Below are 24,878 nucleotides of genomic sequence, written 5' to 3' on the forward strand. Positions count from 1 at the left end.
CGTATGCCGGCCCGGTCGACCCGGATGTGCTCGCTCGGCACCTCCTCGGTCGGCTCGCTCACGTCTCGCCCGCTGCCGGTGAAGCAAGCGGCGGAAGCGTGCCGGCCGGAGCGGTGGACGGAGCAGGTCGGCTCGTTCGTTCCCATCTGACGGGCCGCGACTGCAGGACAGGCCGCTCGACCAGCACCCACGACACCGACGCGATCACGAGCGACACCAGCGTCACCACCACGAACGGCACCGGTAGCCCGTAGCCCAGCACGAAACCAAGCACGGCCGCGTGCCACAGGTACACGCCATAAGACACGCGCCCGACGTATCGCAACGGGCCCAGCTGCAAAGCCGAGACCATCAGGCCCGGCCGGGTCACCTCGATGCACCGGGCGACGAGCACCGCAGACGCGACCACGGCGAGCGGCAGCAGTGCCAGCACGCCGTCGCCCCACACGAAACAGACGACGAACACCGCCAGCGCCGCCGATGTCAGCCCGCGACCGACCCAGCCCCCCGGAAAGCGCCAGCCGCGAGCGACCTTGAACGCCAGCGCGCAACCGACCAGCAGACCGTCGGCGCGCGTGACCGGGCTGTAGGACCCGAAGGCCCACGCCCCTGCGAGACACGCCGCGAGCCGCAGTCCGGCCGACGCCACAGCCGCCCACGCCAACACGACCACCGGGCGTCGCAGACGGACCAAGAACGGCAGGAGCAACGGCCACAGCAGGTAGAACTGCTCTTCCATCGCCAGCGACCACGTGTGCGTCAGCGACGACCACTCACCCATCGAAGCCTGGACGTTGGTCGCATACCCAGCCGCCAGGAACACCGGCACCAGCGTCTGGCCCGATGCCACCCTCAATGCAACGTCGAAGGCCAGCAGTATGGCCAGCGCGGGCAGGAGCCGTCGAGCCCGCCGCGCGTAGAACGACCGCAACCTGACTGCCCGGCCGTCGGCGACGTGGCCCTGCAGCAGGATCGAGGTGATCAGATAGCCGGACAGCACGAAGAACAGGGTCACGCCGGCGGCGCCGAGGGCGGGGTTCTGCGGCTGGCCGGTGTGCGCGGCGACGACGAGCAGGATTGCGCATGCCCGGAGGCCGTCCAGAGCCGGAATGCGCCTCGGGCTCTCCCGCGGGTGCGCGGCCGCGCGCTCGTCCGCGTGGCCCGCCGCGTGCCGTGCCCCCGCCATGGCCCCAGGGTGCCTGACCTGCCCGGCTCTGTCCCCCGAACCACGCGAATCCGAAGGCCGGGCGACGACCCGTCCGAATGCACACCGTCGGGCGCTCGGCTCTCGGTGCCCCTGGAGGTACCGCCTGACTTCGCTGTCAGCGGTCGATCAGCCGCACGTCAGCCAACACGGGCCCCCGGGGATACAGGGTGATGAGCGACCCGACGGGCATGACATCGGAGTCGCTCACGGACGTGATGGCGTGGTCCTGGAGGATGAGGCCGAGCGCGAGCGCTGCTTCGACCATCGAGAAGTGCTGGCCGATGCACGCACGTGGTCCGCCGCCGAAGGGCATCCACGCATAGCGGTGGCGGGACCTCGTCGCCTCCGGGTCGAGGAACCGGCCGGGGTCGAACGTCATCGGGTCGTCCCAGAAGTCTGGGTGCCGGTGGATGGTCCAGGGTGCGACCACGACGACCGTGCCCGCCGGGACCGGTTGCCCGAGCAGCTCGTCGTCGGCCACCGTGAGTCGCCCGAAGAAGGGGGCCGAGGGGTACAGGCGCATCGTCTCCTTGAGCACCGCATTCGTCACGGGCAGCCCGGCAGCCATCGCCGCGGTAGGCCGCCCGTTGGCCGCACCGGCAACCGCAGTGCCGAACTCCTCGCGGACCTGCTGCTGCAGCTGGGGGCGGCGGCCGAGCAGGTGCAGGGCGAAGGTCAGGGCCGTCGACGTCGTCTCGTGGCCGGCAAGGAGGAATACGAGCACCTGGTCCCGGATCTCCTCGTCGGTCATCCGCTCCTCGCCGTCGCGCGCCGCGAGAAGTCGCCCCAGCAGGTCGGTCTCGCCAGAGGTCGCCCCCACCCGTCGGTCGGCGATGATGCGGTCGCACACCCGAAGCAGGTCCGCCTGGGCCACTCGGCCACGCCGGATCCGCGGGGTCGGCACCGACCGAGGCAACCGAACCGCGCCGAGACCTCGCCGCATGATGGTGTCGCTGACGATCGGGAACGACTCGCGGATGTGCGGCACGACCTCGTCCGCAGATCCGCCGAAGAGCGCCCGAACGACCACCCGCAGGGTCAGACGTTGCATCTGCTCTGCCAGGTCGAGCCGCGTCGGGCTCACCACCTGCAGGTTGCCCACAGCGGCGACGATCTCGTCGACCATGAGCTCGCCGTAGCCGTCGACCGCCGCATGGGTGAACAGCGGCTGCACGAACCGCTTCTGCCGAGTCCACTGCTCGCCTTGCGAGGTGAGCAGACCGTGTCCGAGCCAGTGCGCGATCTCGTCGTAGACCGGCCCGTTCTTCGAGTAGTTGGTCCACGAGCTGCTGCCCAGCACCCGGGCCGCCGCGTCGGGATGGTGCAGCATCCACACGTCGACCTCGAGCCCTGGCGGCCCGATGCGCAACCGAACGATGTCGCCATGACTGCGCCACATCCGCTCGTGGTAGCCGACCATGTCGCGGCGCATCTCGAGGGCAGGACGGATCCTGCCACCGACGGCCGCCGCTGGACGGACGCGGCGGCGCACAGAGTCGATCTCGTGCGTCGACATGACTACATGGTCCTCTGCGGCGCGGTGGGCGACAACAGACTGGCGGCACAGGCGAGTCCAACAGCGCTGGCGCGCACCCGCGCCGAGGGGGCACGCGGCATACGGGGAGGGCGTCGAGGGAGGCGCCACGTAAGTACCTTGACGGTTACGTAACCATATAGGTACGCTCATGGAGTAGAAGTAGTGGTGCACGCACGAACGGAGGAAGACCAGATGACCAAGAGCACGCAGGAGCGCCGCATGACCGACAACACAGGTCGCAACACCCGCATCCTGGGGAGCCTCGGATCAGCCGACGGCAAGGGCGTCGTGCGCATCGAGGATCGCTACGACACTGACATCGACGACCTGTGGTCCGCCCTCACGGACCCGCGCCGCCTGGCGCGCTGGTACGGCGAGGTCGAGGGTGACCTCCGCTCCGGCGGGCAGTTCACCCTGTACCTGGAGAATGCCGGCCTGCGCGCACTCGGACGGGTGGAGCAGTGCGAGCCTCCGCGCCGGCTGCAGGTCCTGACCAGGGAGACCGACGAGTCCTATCAGCAGGGCGAAGGTGTCCCACCCTTCGACGAGCTCGTCACCGCGACGCTCACCGCCGACGGAGGTCAGACCATCCTGGTCGTCGAGGTGCACGGTATGCCGGTGGACAAGGTCGCCTTCTATGGGGCCGGGTGGCAGATCCACGCCGAGGACTTGGCCACCTACCTCGCGGGCCGCGAGCCCGGCGACGCCGAGGCCCGATGGGGCGAGCTCGTCCCCGCCTACCTGGAGCTGGCAGCGGCCATCGGCTAGCGTCGCCGCAGCGCCGAGAAACGGCATACGGCTGTGCCGCGTCCGGCCACTCGAACATGTGCAGCGGTCTGCCGGTGCCGCCCGGACCACCGGCCTGTAATCCTGGTCACATGACCAGGAGAACGTCCGCCCTGCTGGCGACCGTCGTTGGTGCAGTGTGTGTCTACGCGATCGTCAGAATCGTGCTGGCCTCTGAGCGACTTGTCCGCAACGACATCATGCAGGGCGCCCTCGTGGGCATCGGGCTCGCGGTCGTCACCCTCGAGGTCCTTTCGAGGATCAAGGCCACGAAAGTCAACGGCTGGACCACCATTCTCGGGTGCGGCGTCCCCGGCAACGGCCCACTGATGCGGGCCACCTGTACGTGGCTTTTTCCAGGACCGGTCAACGTGCCTGAGGAAGCGACGTACTGGATCACGCAGATCGACGGGGCGGGCCGGTCCTTGAGCGGCCAGCACAGCTACGTGATGCGCTTTCCCGCCGGGGGCCTCCCGCCCAACGACGCATTCTGGTCACTGACGATGGGCGACACGAGGAATCGCTTCGTCCCGAACCCTATCGGCCGATACAGCGTGAGCGACCGGTCCGGGCTGGCACCCAACGCCGATGGCTCCGTCGACATCTACATCCAGAACAGCGCACCGCCAGGTCGCGAGACCAACTGGCTGCCTGCGCCCGAAGGAAAGTTCACGCTCTGGCTGCGCGTCTACCTGCCCGGCCAGGTCATCCTCGACGGGGCGTATGCCGTGCCGCCGGTTGCCAGGGCGGCGTGACCTCTGTCATGAGGCTCGAACACCTGCTCGTCTTCGGCGCGGTGATGGCCGTTGCCTGGTTCCTGGCCATCTATCTCTGGCCCCGCCTGCTCCTTTCCGTGTTCAAGAGAGCGATCCTCGTCAAGGGATTCGGCGACGGCCCGGTCCCGGTGAACTCGCTCTACGTGGAGTCCCAGGCCCTCTTCGCTGATCCGCTCGGAGCCACCACGGGTTCGAGACTGGCCACCACGGGCGTGAACAGGGACACGCTCATGGCAGCGGGTTGGCTGGACCTCCGCAAGGGACCTCAGCTCGTGCACGTGCCGGACGCGGCAGGTCGCTATTACAGCCTCCAGTTCACTGATCCGTCCACGAACACGAACTTCGCCTATGTCGGCACGCGCACCACGGGGACGCAGGCAGGCGACTATCTGGTCACCGGACCGGGCTGGGCGGGGCAGGTTCCTGCCGGGATGAGGCAGATTTCGTCACCCAACAGCTCGGTCCTGGTCTTCGGCCGCGTGCTCGTGTATGCCGACAGCGACCTGCCGACCGCCCATGACCTCGCCAGTCGCATCCGGCTCATGGCACCGCCGACCCCTCCGGAAGCCGCGTAGGTCACTTTCCGTCGGGTTCACCGAGACCGGGCGCGAGCATCGTCGCTGTCGGTGGGCTGTGCCAGGGTCACCCCATGAACGAGAGCCAGCCGGAGAGCCACCCCGAAGACCTGAGCGGCCGGATCCTGCGAAACCGGGCCCTGCGGCAGACGAGATTCATCAGCTGCGACCTGAGCGGTGTCGTGGTGCGCGGGAGCGAGGTCGCCGGGATGGAGATCGACTCCCCGTGGCTGCTGGAAGACGGCGGCCGCCTGCTCGTCAACGGTGTCGATGTCGTGCCGATCGTGGACGCCGAGCTGAACCACCGCTTTCCCGGTCGCGAGCTGCGTGTGGCCGCGGACCCCGCCGGCCTGCGCTCCGCCTGGGCGGCCGTGGAGGCCACCTGGGCCGCCACGCTCGAGCGCGCCGCCGCCATGCCCGCCGGAACAGTGGACGCGACCGTCGACAACGAGTGGTCGCTGGCCCAGACACTGCGCCATCTGGTCCATGCGACGGACACCTGGCTCGGGAAGGCGATCCTCGAGCGGGAGCAGCCGTATCACCCGGCGGGCCTGCCCAATGACGACCCCGACACCGAGGCCGCCACGGCGCACGACGAGGCCGCGTCCCCCGCCGAGGTGCCATACGACCGGGTTCTCCAGGCGCGGGCAGGGCGGCAGGCGATGGTGCGCGACTTCCTGGCTGAAGTCGCCCCACAGGACCTCGCGGCGCCCCGAAGGAACCCACACGACCCAGAGATCGACGAGACGGTGCTCACGTGCCTGCGCACGATCCTCGAGGAGGAGTGGGAGCACCACCGGTATGCCGTGCGTGACCTCGACGCACTCGCCGCACGACCGGCCTGACTCGGCCCGGTCGGTCGGCGAGCTCCTCGCCCGCCGGACTCCGCTCTCAGCGCGCTCGCTCCTCGGCCGCCGCGATCTCGGCTGCCAGGGAGTCTGAGAAGTCGTCTGCATCAAGGATCTTGCGGATCTCGACATCGGGCTGGAATCGACAGGTCGCGGCAGCTCTTTCTCGTCGTCGCCGGCCCGCGCTCGCTCTGCCAATGGCCTCACGGCTTGGCGGCCACTGCAACCTCGCCCGTCCGTTCCCGCAGCCACTCGGATGCGGCCTCGGGCCGGCTCGGGGGCTGGGCAGGAAGGAACAGCCACGACACGATGCCGCCGATGAGCGCGACCACCCCGGCGACGACGCAGCCGACAGCGACGCCGTGGTCGAAGGCCGCGGTTGCCGCATCGCGGAGCGCACCTGCTGCGGCTGTGTGCCCCTGGGCGGCGAGACGGGCGGCGACGCCGTACGTGGCTCCGATCGACTCATCGATCCCATGCGGCACCGTCGGGAACAGGTGCTGCGCGGCGTCCTGAATGCGTTCGCGGTACAGCGAGGCGTAGACACTGCCGATCACGGCCACCCCGAGAGTGCCGCCGAGCAGTCGGGTGGCGTCGTTGACCGCCGATCCGACGCCGGCCTTGTCATCAGCGATAGCCCCCATGATCGACTCCGTCGCAGGTGCCGAGGTCAGGCCCATGCCGAGCCCGAACACCACCATCTGAACGGCGATCACCCCATAGGGGAACGACGGCGAGACATCGCTGGCGACCCAGAAGTAGAACGCCACCTGCAGCAGCATCCCGACGGTCACGACGGCCTTGGTGCCGACTCTGATCGCCAGCCTGGTCCCCAGAGTCGAGCCCACAGCCACCGCGATCGCCACCGGCAGCAGGCGCACGCCTGCGGAGAGTGCGCTGTACCCCCGGACGAACTGGAAGAACTGGGTCATCAGGAAGATGAAGCCGAACAGCGTGAAGAACGCGACCGAGACCGAGGCGCTCGCGGCGCTGAAGCGCGGGTTCGCGAACAGTCGCACGTCGAGCATCGGAACGGCTGCTCGCCGCTCGCTGACGACGAACGCCGCCAGCAGGGCCGCGCCTGCGGTGAAGCCGAGGACCGACTGGGTCGACGTCCAGCCACGGTCCGGCGCCTCGATGATCGTGTAGACGAGGACCCCCATGCACGCGGCGGAGGTGATCAGGCCCAGCGCGTCGAGTCGGTGCCGCGCGTCGCCTGCGCGTCGTGGCACACCCACCGCGACAAGGCCGATCACCGCGACCGCCACGGGGCCAAGAGTGTAGAAGACGCTGGACCACTCGTACCGCTCCAAGAGGAATCCGCCGACGATGGGGCCGAGAGCGATCGCCATCCCGCCCGTCGCGCCCCACAGCCCGATCGCCAACGCCCGCTCCTTGCGCTCGGTGAAGGCTCCGGTCAGCAGAGACAGGGTCGCCGGGAAGGTCATCGCGGCCCCGAGACCCATCACGGCCCGAGCGGCGATCAGCTCGCTTGGCGTGGTGGCGAATCCACCGATGAAGCTGGCGGTCCCGAAGACGGCCAGCCCGCCGAGGAGCATGCCCTTGCGACCGAACCGGTCGGACAGGCTTCCGGACGTGAGTATGAGCGCGGCGAAGACGAGGTTGTAGGCGTCGACGACCCACTGGAGCTCGGAGGTCGTAGCACCCAGCTCCCGGGAGAGGGTCGGCAGAGCGACGTTCACCAGGGTCGTGTCGAGGCTGATCACGAAAGAGGCGAGAAGAAGCGCGGCGATGATCAGCGGCTTGGACGGCATACGGGTCATGTCTCACACGGTAAGCCCAGCAACTTTAGTTTTTCAACCATCAAGTCCAAAATCTCTACCAGATCGTAGGATGGCAGAGTGAGAAGCTATGGCCAGTACTGCTCGATCGCCCGCGCGCTCGACGTCGTCGGCGACCGATGGACCCTGCTGCTCGTGCGGGAGCTCCTGCTCCGTGGGCCATCTCGGTATACCGACCTGAAGAACGGGCTGCCCGGCGTTGCCGCCAACCTGCTTGCGGCCCGCCTCAGGGAGCTCGAGCAGGCCGGCCTGGTCAGACGCGAGGACGCTCCCCCGCCGATCGCGACCCAGGTGTACGAGCTCACCGAGGACGGCGCCGCTCTCGAGCCGGTCCTGAAGGCCTTGGGGCTGTGGGGCCTGCGCTACATGAACGACGAGCGGCCGGACGATGCGTTCCAGGCCAGCTGGCTCGCGTACGCTCCGGCCTGGTTCACCACCGACTCAGACCCCGCCGGGCCGGCTGCCGCCATCCAGCTCGTGGCCGACGACGAACACGCCGTGGTCGAACTCGGCGACGGGTCCGTCCGCGCCCGGGCGGGTCGGACGGACAGTCCCGACCTGACCCTCGTAGGCCCCGCCCGCGCCGTTCTGGGCCTGCTGGTCGGAAAGATCGACCTGTCTCGTGCGAGGGCTATCGGCCTGACCGTCAAGGGACGGCGCGACCTGCTTGCCAGGCTCCGGCCCGCCCAGGGCGTGTCACAGACACGACGATCCTGACCATCACGTCCCGCCCGCGTATGCCGCGCTACGAGCGGTCACACGCGAGCTGAGCTCCCGGTCGGGTGCCACCGCACGATGCAGAAGCCATGGTCGATGGCCGCCTGCAACGGAGCCGCCTCCAGGCTGCCGTCGGCCTCGCGCGGGATCGGGATGAAGCCGCCCGCACGCGGATTCCCCGCCTCGATGGCCCGGATCTGCCGCTGGATCTCCTCGGGGTCGGTGATGAGCTCCGGTCTCGCCATCACGTCGCGCCCTCGGATCCGCAGCCGGACCGGCTCGCCGGCCTCGAGGCTCAGAGTCCACCGCCCGCCACCAGGGGTGAGGAGGACGTCGCCGTCGCGCACGTAGCTGAGCGGCTGACGGTAGGACGTGCCGGTCTTGCGCCCGGTGTAGTGCAGCAGCATCAGCGATCGCCCGAGGGGCGTGGGAAAGGGCAGGCCCAGGACCGCGCGCATCGGCACGTTGACTCGACGCATCAGCTTCCTGCGCCGCTGGGCGGCTTCGAGGTCCGTCGCCATCGTCGTCTCCTCTTTTATTCAGTCAGTGTGTGTGACCAAATCTAGCCCGATGCCCCGTAGAGTCAAGGCGATGTCACCCAGGCCCTATCAGCTCGGCAAGCGGCAGGTGCAGATCGACGAGAGCCGCCGCCGCGTACTGGATGCCGCCCGCGCGGTGCTCGGAGGTGACGGCGGCGGCTTCTCGGTGGACACGGTGGCGCGCCATGCCGATGTCGCGCGCGCGACCGTCTACTACCAGTTCGGCTCGCGCAGTGGCCTTCTGGAGGCGGTGTGCGACGACCTCGCCGAGGAGGGCAGGGTCTCAGGGATTGCCGGCGCGTTCCAGCGCCCCGATCTGGACGGGGCACTCGCCGAGTTCGTGCGCGTGTTCGGGCAGTTCTGGTCCGTTGACCGCACGGCGATGCGGCGTCTGCGCGCGTTGGCGGCCCTCGACGCGGACGTTGCCGCCGTCATCGCAGCCCGCGACGAACGCCGGCTCAGTGCCCTCACCGCGCTGTTTGCGAAACACGAGGCCGGCCCCGAGGCCATCCGCGCCGTCTATGCCCTGACCTCGTTCGAGACCTACGACACCCTCGCGGGACTGGACACCATCGCCGACGTAGTGCCTCTCGTGGCCCGGCTCGCCGTTGCGTCGACAACCGCGCTTGACGGCCCGAGCTGACCGCCCGACAGCGTCACCCGTGAAATCGACCGGCTTCCTTCTGTGCCGTGTCCTGGTACCTGTCGGCGCAGGTCGGTGTCCTTGACGAGGTCGTTACAGAACGCGGTCACATGGCTGCCGATGAGCTTGTTGGCCGCTGCGCTGCGTGCGGGTGCGCTCACGCTCGCGGAAGTGAGCGAAGCAACCGGGTGGCCCGAGCAGCTGGTCTCCGACCTGTTCACGGACTCCACCGACAGGCGGCCGTCCATCAAACTCCGACGACCCGCCGTCGCTCGGGGCTGCAGGTGTTGGGATTTTCCCAACAGTCGGCTATCATCAGTTCATGGTGACTGACACGATCGGTGAGCGCGTACGCGCGTCGATTCCCGCCCACCTGAGTCAACGGAAGCTCGCTCCGGAGGTCGGGATGACGCATGACGCGCTGTCGCGCGCCATCAACGGCCAGCGCCACTTCTCCGCGGTGGAGCTCGCCAAGTTGGCCGACTTGCTCGACGTCGACACACGCTGGCTCATCACGGGAAGCGAGGACCCTTTCAAGGTGCGTCTAGCAGCCCGTCACCCCTGGGGCCAGAGCTCCACCGAACAAGAAGCCAGCGATGACGCGATCATCGCTCGAGTGGTTGAAACGTACCGGACCGCCTACGCGAACGAGGGCCTCGTCCCAAGCGTGGTAGGCGCGCTGCCGACCGATCCCACGGAGCTTAGGAGGCGCCTCTCCGCGCGCGAACAGGGCTTAAGCGTTCGCGACCTGGCAGAACAAATCGAAGACGTGCTGGGCGTCGACATCGTCCGCGACCCGGGCCTGCAAACGGACTACTCCTTCCGTATCGGCGATCATGCCGTGGTACTCCTCAAGAGCACCATCTACTGGTTCCGGGCCAACTGGTCTATCGCCCACGAACTCGGCCACCTCGCGCTCGGCCACCACGTCCGAGATCGGACCACGACTGCCGACGAAAATCCGGCCGACACGTTCGCCACCGAGTTCCTTCTCCCGGAGTCTTTGATTCGCGACGTTCAATGGCAGAGAATGACTACCCCTGAGCTCGCGCTCTGGCTATGGGAGAGCGGCGTCTCAACGACCGCACTTAGGCGCCGGCTTGCAGAACTACACATCTCGCCGCCGGAACAGATTCGCGCGGCGCTAGAGGAGTCGACGCCAAAGTTGATGCGCGCTTACATCGAGCTGATCAAGGCCAGCGCTGGGACACACCCTTACAGCGATCCGATTTGGGAACGGGAGAATGCTACAACTGGCCGCCAGTTCCCTGAACGCGTCGTGGCAGCGCTCACCGAGCGCGTCGAGACTGGGCTAGCGGACCCATACATCCTCGCCTGGGTCCGCGAGGTTCCAGTCGACGAACTGTCGTGGCCGGAACCGGATCTCGACAGTCCGTCCGTCGACTATGCCCAGCTTGCGGCGAAGTCGACCGAGACCGATTGGTTCGACCCAATCAAGCATCAGGGCCAATAGGCCCGGCAGACAGCCTTGGAGCCCTCGCCCGACATAGTGAGCGCCGAAAGACAGCTCGACTGGCGACCGGTCGAGCAGAAAAGACTCGCGGCTGCACTCCTTCAACGGTTCCAGTGCACTCAGCCGCGGTCGTGCATCTCCGCTTCCAAGTGAATGGAACACGACTGGTTACCTATGTTGAGGTCGGCGCCGTAGCGACCACCCACCGTAATCCTGAGCCTCCTTACCTCGGCGATGAGCTTATGGCCGTCGCACTGGAGGAGGCGCGGGCCGCCATGGAGGCTCACGGATGCACGGAAGGGGTGCTGGCCGGGTTCATCCACGTCCAGAACAACGCGAGCATGTACATGGCAACGCGCAACGGGTGGGAGCCTCTCGACGACCCACAAGAGCGTGGATACCTGCCGTGGCGAAGACCACTGGCCTAGCGCCGATCTCGAGGTTGCCTCCGCGCTGAAGCGGGCGCCACGGAGCCCAGCGCTCAAGGCTGGCGCTTCTCCAGCTTGGTCCACCCGGTCCAACCACGCTCCGCGAGCAGCTCCCGCAACCGCCCGACGACCGGGTGGGTCGCGTCGGCGAACGAGTCCATCAGCCCGATGAACGCAGCGTCCGGCATGAGCTCGTCCTGCTCGTCCAGCTCCCCGCTGGCCGCCGCCTGCTCGAGCAGCTCGCTCATCAGGTCCGCCGTCTCGCGCAGCAGCTCCTCATCCTGCCAGTTCTCCGCGATTCGGCCGATCAGCTGGTAGAGCCGGACGACCTTCGGGTTGTCCAGCTGGGCCACCTTGTCGGCCATCATCGCCGGGAGCAGGTCCGGATATCGCGCCGCCATGAGGATCCACGCATCTCGCTCGGGCGCGATGATGGCCTCCGATGCTCCGGTGGCACGGAGCCGGTCCAGATAGTCGACCACCTCCGCCGGGAGGGCCAACGAGTCGCCCGAGCCCAGCTGCGCAATCCGCCGTCGGTGCTCCTGGAGCGCCCGGACCTGCGCACGTAGCTGCCGGTCGATCTCGGCGGTCGCGGCGGCGAACGTCTCCGGGTCCGCGTCGAGCAGCTCGCGGACCCTGGCCAGAGGCACGCCGGCCTCGGCCAGGGTCCGGATCCGGATGAGCCGCACGACCGCCGCGGCGTCGTAGGTCCGGTAGCCGGACGCGTCGCGCTCCGGCTCCGGAAGCAGCCCGACCTGGTGGTAGTGCCGGACCGCCCGGATGGTGACCCCGGCATACGATGCGAGTCGTCCGATCGTCAGCACGGCCACAGCCTGCCCGAACGCGGAGCCCTAGGCGACTTTGCGCCGGTACGCGGCCATCGCGAACGCGTAGGCGACGACAAGGATGCCCACGCACCAGGCCAGAGCGACCCAGGCATCGGAACCGACCGGCTGCTCGGTGAGCAGGTTGCGGATCGTGTTGACGATGGGCGTCACCGGCTGGTGCTCCGCGAAGGCGGCCACCACGGTGGGCATGGTGTCCGTGGGCACGAACGCCGAGCTCACGAACGGCAGGAAGATCAGCGGGTAGGAGAAGGCGCCCGCGCCGTCCGGGCTGTTCGCCGACAGGCCGGCGATGACGGCGATCCACGTCAGCGCCAGAGTGAACAGGACCAGGATCCCCGTGACCGCGAGCCAGGCGAGCACCCCTGCAGGAGAACGGAACCCGATGATGACGGCGACGGCCACGACGAGCACGAGCGAGATAAAGGTCGAGACCAGCGAGGTCACCACGTGGGCCCACAGCACGCTCGAGCGGGCAATCGGCATGGACTGGAACCGCTCGAAGATCCCGTTCTGCAGGTCCGTGAAGAGCCGCAGGGCGGTATAGGCGGTCGCGGTCGCGATCGTGATGATGAGAATGCCGGGCAGCATGTAGTTCACGTACTCGACCGAGCCGGTGTCGATCGCCCCCCCGAACACGTAGACGAACATCAGCATGATGGCGATCGGCATGATCGTGACCGTGATGATGGTGTCGACGCTGCGGATGATGTGCCGCATGGACCGGCCCAGCAGGACGCTGGTGTCGCCGACGAAGTGCGTGGCGGTGCTCATTTCGTTGCTCCTCAGTGGTCCGTGCCGTCGACGGCGGCCTTGACCGCGCTGTCTCCGGGGTGGCTGACGTGGTCGCCGTTGTCGGCCTTGCCTTCGCTGTCGCCGACGATCGCGAGGAAGATCTCCTCCAAGGTCGGCTGCTTCTCGACGTACTCGACGGTGGCGGGCGGGAAGAGTGCCTTGAGCTCGGCCAGGGTGCCGTTGGCGATGATTCGCCCCCCGTGCAGGATCGCGATCCGGTCCGCGAGCTGTTCGGCCTCGTCCAGGTACTGGGTCGTGAGCAGCACAGTCGTTCCCTTGCCTGCGAGCTCCCTGACGCTCTTCCACACCTCGATGCGAGCCTGCGGGTCAAGCCCGGTCGTCGGCTCGTCCAGGAAGATCACCGGTGGGTCCCCGATCAGGCTCATGGCTATGTCGAGTCGCCGTCGCATGCCTCCGGAGTACGTCGACACTCGCCGGTCGGCGGCGTCGGTGAGCTGGAAGCGCGCCAGGAGGTCGTCGGCGATCCGGCGGGCGTCCTCGAGGTGGCGCAGGCGAGCCACGAGCACGAGGTTCTCCCGGCCGGTGAGGATCTCGTCCACGGCGGCGAACTGGCCGGTCAGGCTGATCGACTCCCGCACGCTCGCCGCCTCGTCGGTGACATCGAAGCCCTCGACACTCGCGGTCCCCGAGTCCGACTTGAGGAGGGTGGACAGGATCCTCACGACGGTGGTCTTGCCAGCACCGTTGGACCCCAACAACGCGAAGATGCTGCCTCGCGCGACGGCGAACTCCACGCCGCGCAACACCGCGAGCCCGCCATACGACTTCTCCAAGGCCTGCACGTGGATTGCAGGACCCCGGACCTGTTCAGCTGTCATGTGGGTATCTGTGGACATGACGACAGCGTGCAGGGTTGACGTTACGTCAAGGTCAAGCCCCTTTTGGCAGGGAAGTGCAACACGGGCACGAGACAGGTGCGCGAGGGGGCCGGTCGGCGCTCCGTCAGGGACGGAACCGGTAGCCCATGCCTGGCTCGGTGAGCAGATGGCGAGGTCGGGTCGGTTCGGGTTCGAGCTTGCGGCGCAGCTGGGTCATGTAGAGGCGCAGGTTGGCGGGCTGGTTGACGTATGCCGGACCCCACACCTGAGTGAGCAGCTGCCGCTGCGACATCAGCTTGCCCGGCGCCCGCACGAGTGCCTCGAGCAGGCTCCACTCGGTCGGGGTCAGGTGGACGCTCTCGACGACCTCGTCCGGCCGCTGGCGAGTGACGAGCTTCTGGGCGAGGTCGACCCTGATGTCGGCAAACTCGACACAGGGGGTGGCCGCTGCGTCGGCAGAAGGGACGCGACGAGTGACGGCCCTGATGCGGGCGAGCAGCTCATCCATGCCGAACGGCTTGGTGACGTAGTCATCCGCTCCGGCGTCGAGCGCCGCGACCTTGTCCGGCCCGCTGCCGCGCCCGGAGAGAACGATGATCGGGACCTCGCTCCAGCCCCTGAGACCGTGGATCACCTCGACGCCGTCGAGGTCGGGCAGACCGAGGTCGAGGATGACGAGCTCAGGCTCGACGGAGGCGGCCAACCGCAAGGCTTCGGCGCCCGTGGCGGCGACATGGACGTCGTGGTCACGGGCGCGCAGGTTGATCCGCAGGGCCCGCGCCAGCTGCGGGTCGTCGTCCACAACGAGCACCTTCGTCACGTCGGCACGTCCTCTGGTCCGGCCTGTGCAGGCAGGGAGATCACCATGGTGAGCCCCCCGGACGGTGTCGACATAGGCGTGATCGTGCCGTCCATGGCCTCGACCAGGCCGCGCGACAGGGCGAGCCCGATGCCTAGTCCCGACGTGTTGTCCGTGTCTCCCAGCCGCTGGAACGGCCGGAAGATCCGTTGCTGGTCGGCCTCGGGGACCCCGGACCCGTGGTCGATGACGAGCAGCTCCACGCGATCGCCCGTCAGATGGGCCGTCACAGTGGGCGGGTCTGCGGCCGAGCAACCATGGCGCAAGGCGTTACCGACGATATTGACGAGGACGCGCATGACGAGCGCCGCGTCTCCGACCACCGGAGGCAGGTCGTCCGGCAGATCGACAACGACCCCGGCCGCCTGCGGCCCGAGCTCGTCGAGCACCGGCGGCAGCAGCTCGTCGAGCCACAACGTCTGACGCATGACGCTCAGCACCCCGGCTCGCAGCCGGGACAGATCGAGGACGTCCGAGACCAGGGTCCCGAGCCGGGCGAGGGACTCGTCGGCGGTCGCCAGCAGCTCGTCCTGCTCTTCGTCGGTCCACGCGACGTCCTGGCTGCGCAGACTCGTGACCGCGGCCGTCGCCGAGGCAAGGGGGGTTCGCAGGTCGTGACCCAGGGCGGCGATCAGCGCGTCCCCGAGTCGCTCGGAGGCCTCGAGTCGGGCTGCCAGGGCGGCACTGCGCTCCAGCTCGTCGCGTTCGAGCAGGGCCTGAGCCTGCGCGGCGAAGGCGCCGAGGATGACGCGGTCCGAAGATCCGAGCGAACGACCCGAGAGTGCGAGCACGAGCTCCTCACCGGCAGGCACGTACACATCGGCGGTCCCCGGCTGGTGCGGGGCATCTGCCCCGCAGGCCTCGACGACCTCCCAGTCCGTCGCCCTGTCTGAGGTTCGCCGCAGCAGGCTGGCCGATGTCATCCCGAAGGCCCGACGCATGTTCTCGAGCAAGGTCGGCAGCGCATCCTCACCGCGCAGCGTCGCCCGCGCGACCTCGGACAGGGTCCTGGCCTCGGCCGCCGCGCGCGCGGCAGCCGAGGCGGTTGTTGCGGCTCGGTGCACGACGCCACTGACCAGCAGGCCGACGATCACGAAACCCACGACCGTCCAGATGTTGTGCGGCTCTGCGATCTCGAAGGTGTGCACCGGGGGGATGAACCAGTAGATGAGCAACGTCGAGCTGAGCACGGCGCACAGGACCGCGGCCCGCATGCCTCCGACCAGCGCGGTGACGACGACGCCGATCAGCAGCACGAGGGCGTCACCGGCCAACCCGACCGACGTGCCCAGCCACACCAGGCCAGCGGTGAGCCCGACCGGCAGGACGAGTGCAAGCACCAAGCCGCTCAGGCGCCGGGAGAGCGGCAAGGCACTGACGGCAGCCGTGTCGGGGAGCGTGCCCAGCGGCATACCCACGTCGTCCGACCCGTGTTGCGGCACTGAACCATCCTTGCGCACTCCATGCGACAGGACCGGATTCCCTTGCAGAACGTATGCGGCGGCCGTCCTAGCGTCGGAAGGGTGCTGACCCAGCTCAACACCGCCAAACGGATCCTCGTCGGGCGGCCCATGCGCAACGAGAGGCTCGACGAGACCCTGCTGCCCAAGCGGATCGCCCTGCCGATCTTCGCGTCCGACCCGCTCTCGTCTGTCGCATACGCCACCGAGGCGATCCTCAAGGTCCTCACGCTGGGAGGTCTCGCCTACCTCTACCTCACGCCGTGGATCGGGGCCGCGGTCGTCATTCTCCTTGTCGTCGTCGTGATCTCGTACCAGCAGGTCGTCAGGGCCTACCCCGGCGGGGGCGGCTCCTACGAGGTGGTGCGAGACAACCTCGGTCCCACGGCCGCGACAGTGGTTGCCGCGGCGCTGATGGTCGACTACGTCATGACGGTCGCGGTGTCCGTGGCCGCCGGCGTCGACAACGTCATCTCGGCCTTCCCGGGGCTCAACGCCTACCGCGTCACCATCGCCGTCTCGGTGGTCATCGCCCTGACCCTCATGAACCTGCGCGGCACACGCGAGTCCGGTCGGGCGTTCGCCGTGCCGACCTACGTGTTCGTGGCATCGATCCTGGCCGTCATCGGAGTCGGCCTGATGCGCACCCTGCTCGGCGCCGCCCCCGTCGCCGAGAGCGCCGGCTACTCGGTGCGCCCAGTGCAGTCGGGACTCACCGAGGTGGCGATCCTCTTCCTCGCCCTCAAGGCGTTCTCGTCCGGCTGCACCGCACTCACCGGGGTCGAGGCGATCAGCAACGGCGTGCCCGCGTTCCGCCCACCGAAGTCCCGCAACGCGGCCCGCACTCTCTTCGCCATGGGCGCCCTTGCCGTGACGATGTTCTCCGGCATCACCGTCCTCGCCATCATCACGCACGTCCGCGTCGCCGAGGACACGTGCAACCTCGTGGGCTTCCCCGGCAACTGCCAGACGGACCCACAGCCGACAGTCATCGCGCAGCTCGCGACTGCCGTCTTCGGTGCGGGCAGCGTCATGTTCTATGTCGTCCAGGCCGCCACCGCTCTCGTGCTCGTCCTCGCGGCGAACACCGCCTACAACGGCTTCCCGATGCTGACATCGCTGCTCGCCCGGCACCGGCTCATGCCGACCCAGCTACGCACCCGCGGGGATCGGCTCGCCTACAGCAACGGCATACTCGCTCTGGCCCTCGTCGCGGGCCTGCTCATCGTGGCCTACCAGGCGAACGTGACCCAGCTGCTGCACCTCTACATCCTCGGCGTCTTCACCTCGTTCACCCTCAGCCAGGCTGGAATGGTCCGGCACTGGAACCGCGAGCTCAAGGTCGTCATCGCGCCGGGTGTCCGGCGCCGGATGAGCGGGTCTCGCCTCATCAACGCCTTCGGCGCCACCCTCACCGGCCTCGTGCTCCTCATCGTGCTCGTCACCAAGTTCACCGGCGGCGCCTATCTGGTCGTCATCGCCGTGCCCCTCATGTGTCTGCTCATGCGCGGGGTCAGCCGGCACTACGCGACGGTGTCGCGAGAGCTTCAGCCCCACCGGAGCGCCCGGCTGCTGCCCAGCCGGGTCCACGCCCTCGTCCTGGTCTCGAGCGTCAACGAACCGGCCCTGCGTGCCGTCGCGTACGCCCGTGCGACCCGGCCCTCGACGCTCACGGCCCTGACTGTGGCCGTGGACGCCGACGACACCCGTGCGCTCGAGCACAGCTGGGTCGAGGCTGACCTGCCCGTACCACTCACGATCCTCGACTCCCCCTATCGAGACATCACCACGCCCATCGTCGAGCAGGTGCTGCGGCTCCGCACCGACAACCCTCGCGATCTCGTGGTCGTCTTCATCCCCGAGTACGTGGTCGACCGATGGTGGGAGGGGATTCTGCACAACCAGAGCGCGCTTCGCCTCAAGCTGCGGCTGCTCACCGTCCCCGGGGTCGTCGTGACGAGCGTGCCGTACCATCTCGAGCCAGGTTCCGCGCTGGTCAGCCAGCGGAGCCTGAGAGGCGGGCGAGCGCGAGGTTGAGCTCGAGCACGTTCACTCTCGGCTGGCCGAGGAAGCCGGCCGAACGTGCCTGAGTGTGCTCGGCCACGAGCGCTGCGACCCGGTCCTCCGGCAGGCCGCGCGCGGCGGCGACTCGCGCGACCTGCGCGGCGGCATACGCGGGTGAGATGTGCGGGTCGAGGCCGCTGGCTGAAGCGGTCAGCGCATCCGCGGGAGCGATGGCCTGGTCGAGGCCGGAGGCCGATGCTCGCTTGGCGACCTCGTCGGCGAGCGCGCTGCCGGACAGGTTCGAGCCGCCGCTCGTGTCACCTGAGTAGTCGCTCGCGGACGGGCGGCCCCAGAACCACTGGTCGCCGTTCCACTGCTGGCCGATCAGCGAGGAGCCGACGACGTGGCCGTTGACGCTCACGAGCGAGCCGGCGGCCTGGTCCCGCGCGACGACCTGCCCGACCCCCCACACCACGGCGGGGTACAGCAGCCCGAGCAGGACGGTCAGGACGATCATCGCGCGCAGGCTCGCCCAGGACTGCCTGACGAACGAGTTCACGGTGCTGGACACAGGGATCACATCATTCCGTTGTTCAGAGCGGGAGGTGGCTCACGACGAGGTCGATCAGCTTGATCCCGATGAACGGGGCCACGATGCCGCCCAGACCGTAGATGAGGATGTTGCGTCGAAGGAGGGCGGTGCTGCCGACTGCGCGGTAGCGAACCCCCTTCAGCGACAAGGGAATCAACGCGATGATGATGAGTGCGTTGAAGATGACCGCAGAGAGGATGGCCGACTTCGGAGACGCGAGTCCCATGATGTTCAGCGCGTCGAGCCCAGGGAAGATGAGCACGAACATCGCCGGGATGATGGCGAAGTACTTGGCGATGTCGTTCGCGATCGAGAACGTCGTCAGCGCCCCGCGGGTGATGAGCAGCTGCTTGCCGATCGAGACGATGTCGATGAGCTTCGTCGGGTCGGAGTCGAGGTCGACCATGTTGGCTGCTTCCTTGGCTGCCATCGTGCCCGTGTTCATCGCTACGCCCACGTCGCTCTGCGCCAGGGCCGGCGCGTCGTTCGTGCCGTCACCCGTCATGGCGATGAGCCGACCCCCGTGCTGCTCGCACTTGATCAGTGCCATCTTGTCTTCCGGAGTCGCCTCTGCAAGAAAGTCGTCGACGCCGGCCTCTGCGGCGAGGGACGCGGCCGTGAGCGGGTTGTCGCCGGTGACCATGACGGTCTTGATGCCCATAGCCCGAAGCTGCGCGAACCGCTCCTTCATGCCGGGCTTGACCACGTCCTTGAGGTGGACGACCCCGAGGGCGCGCGGCGGGCCGCCGGATTCCTGAACCGCCACGACGAGCGGGGTGCCACCCGAGGACGCGATGCCGTCGACCTCGGCGCGAATGCCGCCCGGCATCTCACCGCCTTGGCTGGTGACCCAGCGGTCGACCGCGTCCGCCGCACCCTTACGGTATGCCGTGCCGTCGGGCAGGTCGACGCCGGACATCCGCGTCGTGGCACTGAACTCGACGAACGTCGCGCCGTCCCTTGGGAGCCGGTCCAAGGAGTCCCGAGTCGGAGTGTCGATGCCAGAGCCGGCCAGCGCGACGATCGAGCGCCCTTCGGGCGTCTCGTCCGCGAGTGAGGAGACGTATGCCGCACGGATGATCTCGTCGTTGCCCAGGCCCGGTGCGGCGAGCAGCTCGGTGGCGCGGCGGTTGCCGTAGGTGATCGTGCCGGTCTTGTCGAGCAGCAGCGTCGACACGTCGCCGGCGGCCTCGACGGCGCGTCCCGACATGGCGAGGACGTTGTGCTGGACCAGGCGGTCCATGCCGGCGATGCCGATGGCGGACAGGAGTGCGCCGATCGTCGTGGGGATGAGGCAGACCAGCAGCGCCACGAGGACGACGGCCGACTGTGCTTGCCCGGAGTAGATGGCCATCGGCTGCATCGCCATGACGGCGAGCAGGAAGATGATCGTCAGCACCGTGAGCAGGATGGTCAGCGCGATCTCGTTCGGGGTCTTCTGCCTGGAGGCCCCTTCGACCAGGGCGATCATCCGGTCGATGAAGGTCTCGCCGGGCTTGGTCGATATCCGCACGGTGATCCCGTCGGACAGGACGGTCGTCCCGCCCGTGACGGCGCTGCGGTCACCGCCCGACTCGCGGATCACCGGCGCCGACTCGCCGGTGATGGCCGACTCGTCGACCGTGCCCATGCCTTCGATGACGTCGCCGTCGCCGGGGATGATCTCGTTGGGGCGGACCACCACGATGTCGCCGATCCTCAGGTCGGAGGCGGCAACCGTCTCGAGCGAGCCGTCGGACGTCCGGCGCTGCGCGGTGGTGGTCTTCCTGGTCGCCCGCAGCGTCGCGGCCTGGGCCTTGCCGCGACCCTCGGCGACCGCTTCGGCCATGTTCGCGAACAGGACCGTGGCCCAGAGCCAGACCGTCACGGCCCAGGCGAACCACGACGGGTCGACGACCGCCTGCACGGTGGTGACGACCGAGCCGATCCACACGACGAACATGACGGGGCTGTGCCACACGTGTCTCGGGTCGAGCTTGACGACCGCCTGGGGGAAGGTCGTGACCAGCTGTCGCGCGAGCTGGGTGTACGACGTGCTCGCGCGGCCTGGCCGGATCAGCTCTTCACCCCGCTTGTGGTGGTGGGGGGCGAGGGCGGTCGCCGCGCGCTCGGACGCGGCGGGGACCCGCGGTGGGGTGGTCGTGTTGGAAGTCGTGGACGACCGGGTCATGAGAGTGCCTCCGCGAGGGGACCGAGGGCCAGCGCCGGGAAGAAGGTGAGACCGCCGACGATGACGGCCACCCCGACGTACATGCCGACAAAGGTCGAGGTGTGGGTGGGGAGCGTGCCTGCGGTGACCGGTCGGCGGCGTTGCGCCACAAGGGCGCCGGCGAGCGCGAGCACGAGGACGATGGGAACGAACCGACCGAGGAACATGCACAGGGCCAGGGTGAGGTTGGTGTATGGGGTGTCGGCTGAGAAGCCGGCGAAGGCGCTGCCGTTGTTGTTGGCCGCGGAGGTGTAGGCGTACATCACCTCGGTGAGGCCGTGCGGACCCGTCGCGAGCATCTGCGACGACACGAGCGGGGCCACCATGCCGATGCCGGTGAAGGCGAGGACCAGGGTCGGCATGACGAGCAGGGCCAGGGCAGTCAGCGTGATCTCGCTCCGGCCGATCTGCTTGCCGAGCAGCTCGGGCGTGCGGCCGACCATGAGCCCGGCGATGAAGACCGACAGGATGGCGACAAGCAGAGCGCTGTAGAGGCCCGTTCCGACGCCGCCGGGCGACAGCTCGCCGAGCATCATGTTGAACATCGCGCCTCCCCCGCCGAGCGCCGAGAAGCTCTCGTGCATCGAGTTGACCGCTCCGGTAGAGGTGCTCGTCGTGCTGGCGGCCCAGAGCGCGGACGGCCAGACACCGAACCGCAGCTCCTTGCCCTCCAGGCCACCGAGCGAGCCGGACGCAGCGTGGACCTCAGCCCACGTCACCACGGCCAGCATGAGCCCCCACAAGGTCGCCATGAAGCCGAGAACGGCCCACCCCTGACGCTTGTCGCCGACCAGGACGCCGTAGGTGCGGGGCAGGGAGAACGGGATGACGAGCAGCAGGAAGATCTCGACGATGTTGGTGAAGGCGTTGGGGTTCTCGAAGGGATGGGCCGAGTTGGCGTTGAAGTAGCCCCCGCCGTTCGTCCCGAGCTCCTTGATCGACTCCTGCGAGGCCACGAGGCCGCCCTGGATCACCTGGTGCCCGCCGGAGAGCGTCGAGACGGTCGATGGCTCGCTGAGGTTCTGGATCACTCCGCCGAGCAGCAGCACCACCGCACCGATGACGGCGATCGGCAGGATGACGCGGAGCAGCGCCCGGACGAGGTCGACCCAGAAGTTGCCGAGCTCCGAGCCGCTCGATCCCACCAGGCCGCGGACGAGGGCGATCGCGACGGCAAGCCCGACGGCCGGCGAGACGAAGTTCTGGACGGTCAGGCCTACGGTCTGCACGAACGCCGACGTCCCGGCCTCACCGGCATACGACTGCCAGTTGGTGTTCGTCACGAAGCTGACGGCCGTGTTGAGCGCGGTGTCGAGGTTCATCGCGGTACCCCGCGCGAACGGCAGCACGCCCTGGAGCACGATCATGAGGAAGAGCAGCACGACCCCGACGACCGAGAAGGCGACGACGGCGACGGCATACGTCGTCCATCGCTGCTGCGATCCGGGATCCACCCGCACAAGCCGGTAGACGTAACGCTCGATGCGCCAGTGCTTCTCGTCGCTGAAGACTTTCGCCATCCAGTTGCCGAGCGGCACGTGGACGATCGCGAGAGCCGCGACGAGGACAGCGATGGTGAGCAGCCCGCTGACGGTGTCGCTCATCAGAAGCGATCCGCATGCAGCAGGACGTGGACGAGGTATGCGAGCACGGCCAGCGCCACGATGCCAAGGAGGATGTTGATGACCACGGGTCGTTCCTACCTGCGGCGCGGGGGACCGTTCTTGACCCTTGACATGGGGTTGACGGTTCTTGACGCGAACTTGACGACACGTCGTCGGTCGGAGGCGCGGGCCCTGGAGGATCGGGCCACGCCGCATCCGGAGCGCCATGACCTCCACGCGCGACGTTCACGGCGATGGGTCCGATTCGCACCGGGAGCACGATCCGCCGGGGTAGCATGTCGGTGCTCCGCATCGGGCGGGGACCTTGTCGACTGGAGGTGGTTGCCGTGCATACCGGCCCTGCCAGTCGTCGCGCTGGCATCTGCTGACCGGTCGCTCGAAGGGGCCGGTGTCACCGTGCCCGTTCACCGATCCGAGGTCCTGCCATGTCCGAGCGTTCGCTGCCATCGATCCGACGCCGCCTGACCACGCGCGTCGCGCGCCGCGCCACCCTTGCCGCCGTCCCATCACCTGAGAGCTCCGCGGCGGCGACTGCCACACCCGCGCCCTCGAGCCTGGTTGACAGCGCGATCTATGTCGACGGCGAGCGGGTGTCATCCCCAGGCTCGTTGGCGCGGTCGTTCCGCGAGCTTCGCTCCACCGACGGAGCGGTGGCGTGGATCGGCCTGTACCGTCCGAGCAACGACGAGCTCGCTGCCGTGGCAAAGGAGTTCGACCTGCACGATCTTGCGGTCGAGGACGCGATCGTGGCCCATCAGCGGCCCAAGCTCGAGCGATATGGCGAGACGCTCTTCGTGGTCCTGCGCGCGGCCCGGTACCGCGACGAGATCGAGGAGGTCGACTTCGGTGAGCTGCACCTGTTCGTCGGTCCCGACTACGTGATCACCGTGCGGCACAGCGAGTCGCCCGACCTGGCCGCGGTGCGTCGCCGGCTCGAGAGCAACCCGGACCTGCTCAGCCTTGGCCCGGAGGCGATCCTCTACGCCATCCTCGACCGCGTCGTCGACGGGTACCTTCCCGTGGTTGCCGGGCTCGAGAACGACATCGACGAGATCGAGGTCGAGGTGTTCCGCGGTGACCCCGCGGTGTCCCGGCGCACGTATGAGCTGACGCGAGAGGTCATCGAGTTCGAGCGCGCGACGCGACCGCTGGCCGCCGTCGTCCAGGCCCTGGCCGCCGGCTTCGAGAAGTACGGAACCGACGAGGAGCTGCGCCGGTATCTGCGTGACGTCGATGACCACCTGACCCAGGTCATCGAGCAGATCGACGGCTTCCGCCAGCTGCTGCGCGACATCCTCACAGTCAACGCGACGTTGGTGGCGCAAAAGCAGAACGAGGAGATGAAGATCCTCAGCGAGACGAGCAACGCCCAGAACGAGGAAGTCAAGAAGATCTCCGCATGGGCCGCGATCCTGTTCGCACCGACCCTGGTCGGCACCGTCTATGGGATGAACTTCGACAACATGCCGGAGCTGCACTGGCAGTACGGCTATGGGCTCGCGATCCTGCTCATGCTCGGTGTCAGCCTCGTTCTCTACTCCGTCTTCAAGCGCAGGCGCTGGATCTAGCGGTCCTGCATCGGCGTCGGCGCGCCGCGACTGACACCTCGGAGAACCCCGGTGCCGCTGACCGGGTTGAACCTCACCCCTCGCCGGCGGTGATGGGCGCCCTCGTCTGAGACCCGTCCCTGACCTTTTGGTACTCGCGCCAGATCAGCCAAAGGATGAACACGTCGAACACCGTCAGGAGAATCATCCCGACCGACGGCTTGACGAAGACGATCGAGTAGACCTGGTACACCATCAGGAGCCCCAGGGTGATGAGTGAGAACGGGTACGCCCACAGCTGGTTCTTGAGGATGCCGATCACCGCAATGAGCTTGATGGTGGCGTGAATCCACAGGTAGGCGATGGCGAACGCCTGACCTCCGGAAGAGAAGTGCGAGGTGGCGTTGAGCAGGAGGTTCGCGACCCGGTCGTTCGGGTCCTCGAGCAGCTCGCGCTGGGTCAGCAGGACGACGAACTGGTGCATCTGCGCCGGGCTCACGAAGAGCAGGAGCAGCCCGGCGAGGAACTCGAGCACGCCCGTAGCGCCCTTGATGAGGATGCCGCCCTCGAAGACCTTGTCGAGGGCGGTCGTCGGATGGAATGTGCTCATCTCGCCGACACCTCATGGACCGGTATCGCGTCCGTGGCCAGCAGGCGCACGCGCGAGTCAATCCCGCTCGTCATCGGCCGCTCCACCTGGGCACGGTATGGAGAGGACCTTGGAAGACTCTGGGACCTCCTCCCGGACTGAGTCCGGCGGCATACCCCGCG

Annotated in this window: 24 protein-coding genes; 10 read left to right on the forward strand and 14 right to left on the reverse strand. The window is 68.1% G+C overall.

Annotated features, from left to right (window positions below; genetic code table 11):
* Positions 1 to 58 precede the first annotated feature (58 nt).
* Positions 59 to 1,186, reverse strand: coding sequence for an acyltransferase family protein (locus ACWEOW_RS01635; protein ID WP_452267397.1), 1,128 nt, complete (start codon positions 1,184 to 1,186; stop codon positions 59 to 61).
* Positions 1,187 to 1,322: 136 nt separating this feature from the next.
* Entirely contained in the window at positions 1,323 to 2,723 is a 1,401-nt protein-coding gene (locus ACWEOW_RS01640; protein ID WP_452267398.1) for a cytochrome P450, read from the reverse strand.
* Between the two features lie 213 nt (positions 2,724 to 2,936).
* Between ACWEOW_RS01640 and ACWEOW_RS01645 the strand changes: the two genes are divergently transcribed.
* The 4 genes from ACWEOW_RS01645 to ACWEOW_RS01660 all read left to right on the forward strand — a co-directional run bounded on the left by ACWEOW_RS01645 (position 2,937) and on the right by ACWEOW_RS01660 (position 5,726).
* A complete protein-coding gene (locus ACWEOW_RS01645; RefSeq protein WP_452267399.1) occupies positions 2,937 to 3,512 on the forward strand; it encodes an SRPBCC domain-containing protein in 576 nt (191 codons plus the stop codon).
* 110 nt (positions 3,513 to 3,622) lie between these two features.
* The gene (locus ACWEOW_RS01650; protein WP_452267400.1) at positions 3,623 to 4,285 is read left to right on the forward strand and encodes a DUF1214 domain-containing protein; all 663 of its coding nucleotides are present in this window, start codon (positions 3,623 to 3,625) and stop codon (positions 4,283 to 4,285) included.
* An 8-nt stretch (positions 4,286 to 4,293) separates the two neighbouring features.
* Positions 4,294 to 4,881, forward strand: a complete 588-nt coding sequence (locus ACWEOW_RS01655; RefSeq protein ID WP_452267401.1) for a DUF1254 domain-containing protein — start codon at positions 4,294 to 4,296, stop codon at positions 4,879 to 4,881.
* Between the two features lie 74 nt (positions 4,882 to 4,955).
* Positions 4,956 to 5,726, forward strand: a complete 771-nt coding sequence (locus tag ACWEOW_RS01660; protein WP_452267402.1) for a DinB family protein — start codon at positions 4,956 to 4,958, stop codon at positions 5,724 to 5,726.
* A gap of 206 nt (positions 5,727 to 5,932) precedes the next feature.
* Here the strand turns inward: ACWEOW_RS01660 and ACWEOW_RS01665 are convergent, their stop codons facing one another.
* Complete coding sequence (locus tag ACWEOW_RS01665; protein ID WP_452267403.1) at positions 5,933 to 7,513, reverse strand: DHA2 family efflux MFS transporter permease subunit; 1,581 nt, start codon at positions 7,511 to 7,513, stop codon at positions 5,933 to 5,935.
* A 78-nt stretch (positions 7,514 to 7,591) separates the two neighbouring features.
* Here ACWEOW_RS01665 and ACWEOW_RS01670 point away from each other — a divergent pair, with 78 nt between their 5' ends.
* Positions 7,592 to 8,248 (forward strand): winged helix-turn-helix transcriptional regulator, encoded by a 657-nt coding sequence (locus tag ACWEOW_RS01670; RefSeq protein ID WP_452267404.1) that lies wholly within the window; start codon positions 7,592 to 7,594, stop codon positions 8,246 to 8,248.
* A 38-nt stretch (positions 8,249 to 8,286) separates the two neighbouring features.
* On the opposite strand, the gene ACWEOW_RS01675 is transcribed toward ACWEOW_RS01670, so the two are convergent.
* Positions 8,287 to 8,769 carry a nitroreductase/quinone reductase family protein gene (locus ACWEOW_RS01675; protein WP_452267405.1) on the reverse strand — a complete coding sequence of 161 codons (483 nt, stop codon included), beginning with the start codon at positions 8,767 to 8,769 and terminating at the stop codon, positions 8,287 to 8,289.
* 106 nt (positions 8,770 to 8,875) lie between these two features.
* On the opposite strand from ACWEOW_RS01675, the gene ACWEOW_RS01680 reads away from it, so the two are divergent.
* From ACWEOW_RS01680 to ACWEOW_RS01690, 3 genes are all read left to right on the forward strand, one after another.
* Entirely contained in the window at positions 8,876 to 9,430 is a 555-nt protein-coding gene (locus ACWEOW_RS01680) for a TetR/AcrR family transcriptional regulator (protein WP_452267406.1), read from the forward strand.
* A gap of 322 nt (positions 9,431 to 9,752) precedes the next feature.
* On the forward strand, positions 9,753 to 10,904 hold the full coding sequence (locus ACWEOW_RS01685) for a helix-turn-helix domain-containing protein (RefSeq protein ID WP_452267407.1): 1,152 nt from the start codon (positions 9,753 to 9,755) through the stop codon (positions 10,902 to 10,904).
* A gap of 242 nt (positions 10,905 to 11,146) precedes the next feature.
* Positions 11,147 to 11,332 carry a hypothetical protein gene (locus ACWEOW_RS01690; protein WP_452267408.1) on the forward strand — a complete coding sequence of 62 codons (186 nt, stop codon included), beginning with the start codon at positions 11,147 to 11,149 and terminating at the stop codon, positions 11,330 to 11,332.
* A gap of 53 nt (positions 11,333 to 11,385) precedes the next feature.
* Here the strand turns inward: ACWEOW_RS01690 and ACWEOW_RS01695 are convergent, their stop codons facing one another.
* The 5 genes from ACWEOW_RS01695 to ACWEOW_RS01715 all read right to left on the reverse strand — a co-directional run bounded on the left by ACWEOW_RS01695 (position 11,386) and on the right by ACWEOW_RS01715 (position 16,112).
* Complete coding sequence (locus tag ACWEOW_RS01695) at positions 11,386 to 12,156, reverse strand: MerR family transcriptional regulator (RefSeq protein WP_452267409.1); 771 nt, start codon at positions 12,154 to 12,156, stop codon at positions 11,386 to 11,388.
* A gap of 27 nt (positions 12,157 to 12,183) precedes the next feature.
* Complete coding sequence (locus tag ACWEOW_RS01700) at positions 12,184 to 12,951, reverse strand: ABC transporter permease (RefSeq protein WP_452267410.1); 768 nt, start codon at positions 12,949 to 12,951, stop codon at positions 12,184 to 12,186.
* A gap of 11 nt (positions 12,952 to 12,962) precedes the next feature.
* Complete coding sequence (locus ACWEOW_RS01705) at positions 12,963 to 13,829, reverse strand: ABC transporter ATP-binding protein (RefSeq protein ID WP_452267411.1); 867 nt, start codon at positions 13,827 to 13,829, stop codon at positions 12,963 to 12,965.
* Between the two features lie 106 nt (positions 13,830 to 13,935).
* Complete coding sequence (locus ACWEOW_RS01710; RefSeq protein ID WP_452267412.1) at positions 13,936 to 14,631, reverse strand: response regulator; 696 nt, start codon at positions 14,629 to 14,631, stop codon at positions 13,936 to 13,938.
* A complete protein-coding gene (locus ACWEOW_RS01715) occupies positions 14,628 to 16,112 on the reverse strand; it encodes a sensor histidine kinase (protein WP_452267413.1) in 1,485 nt (494 codons plus the stop codon). Before ACWEOW_RS01715 ends, ACWEOW_RS01710 begins: the two co-directional genes overlap by 4 nt.
* A gap of 81 nt (positions 16,113 to 16,193) precedes the next feature.
* On the opposite strand from ACWEOW_RS01715, the gene ACWEOW_RS01720 reads away from it, so the two are divergent.
* Positions 16,194 to 18,167, forward strand: a complete 1,974-nt coding sequence (locus ACWEOW_RS01720) for an APC family permease (protein WP_452267414.1) — start codon at positions 16,194 to 16,196, stop codon at positions 18,165 to 18,167.
* Here the strand turns inward: ACWEOW_RS01720 and kdpC are convergent.
* The 4 genes from kdpC to ACWEOW_RS01740 all read right to left on the reverse strand — a co-directional run bounded on the left by kdpC (position 18,127) and on the right by ACWEOW_RS01740 (position 22,625).
* Positions 18,127 to 18,651 (reverse strand): potassium-transporting ATPase subunit KdpC, encoded by a 525-nt coding sequence (gene kdpC / locus ACWEOW_RS01725; RefSeq protein WP_452267605.1) that lies wholly within the window; start codon positions 18,649 to 18,651, stop codon positions 18,127 to 18,129. The genes ACWEOW_RS01720 and kdpC overlap by 41 nt on opposite strands.
* Positions 18,652 to 18,727: 76 nt before the next feature.
* Positions 18,728 to 20,896: a potassium-transporting ATPase subunit KdpB gene (kdpB, locus tag ACWEOW_RS01730; protein ID WP_452267415.1), complete on the reverse strand. Its 2,169-nt coding sequence runs from the start codon at positions 20,894 to 20,896 to the stop codon at positions 18,728 to 18,730.
* Positions 20,893 to 22,539, reverse strand: a complete 1,647-nt coding sequence (gene kdpA, locus ACWEOW_RS01735) for a potassium-transporting ATPase subunit KdpA (RefSeq protein WP_452267416.1) — start codon at positions 22,537 to 22,539, stop codon at positions 20,893 to 20,895. Before kdpA ends, kdpB begins: the two co-directional genes overlap by 4 nt.
* Positions 22,539 to 22,625, reverse strand: a complete 87-nt coding sequence (locus ACWEOW_RS01740) for a potassium-transporting ATPase subunit F (RefSeq protein ID WP_452267606.1) — start codon at positions 22,623 to 22,625, stop codon at positions 22,539 to 22,541. Before ACWEOW_RS01740 ends, kdpA begins: the two co-directional genes overlap by 1 nt.
* 360 nt (positions 22,626 to 22,985) lie before the next feature.
* Between ACWEOW_RS01740 and corA the strand changes: the two genes are divergently transcribed.
* Complete coding sequence (gene corA, locus ACWEOW_RS01745) at positions 22,986 to 24,128, forward strand: magnesium/cobalt transporter CorA (RefSeq protein WP_452267417.1); 1,143 nt, start codon at positions 22,986 to 22,988, stop codon at positions 24,126 to 24,128.
* 73 nt (positions 24,129 to 24,201) lie between these two features.
* Here the strand turns inward: corA and ACWEOW_RS01750 are convergent, their stop codons facing one another.
* Positions 24,202 to 24,717: a DUF2127 domain-containing protein gene (locus ACWEOW_RS01750; RefSeq protein WP_452267418.1), complete on the reverse strand. Its 516-nt coding sequence runs from the start codon at positions 24,715 to 24,717 to the stop codon at positions 24,202 to 24,204.
* Between the last annotated feature and the right edge of the window lie 161 nt (positions 24,718 to 24,878).

This window comes from Monashia sp. NPDC004114 (assembly GCF_053603855.1).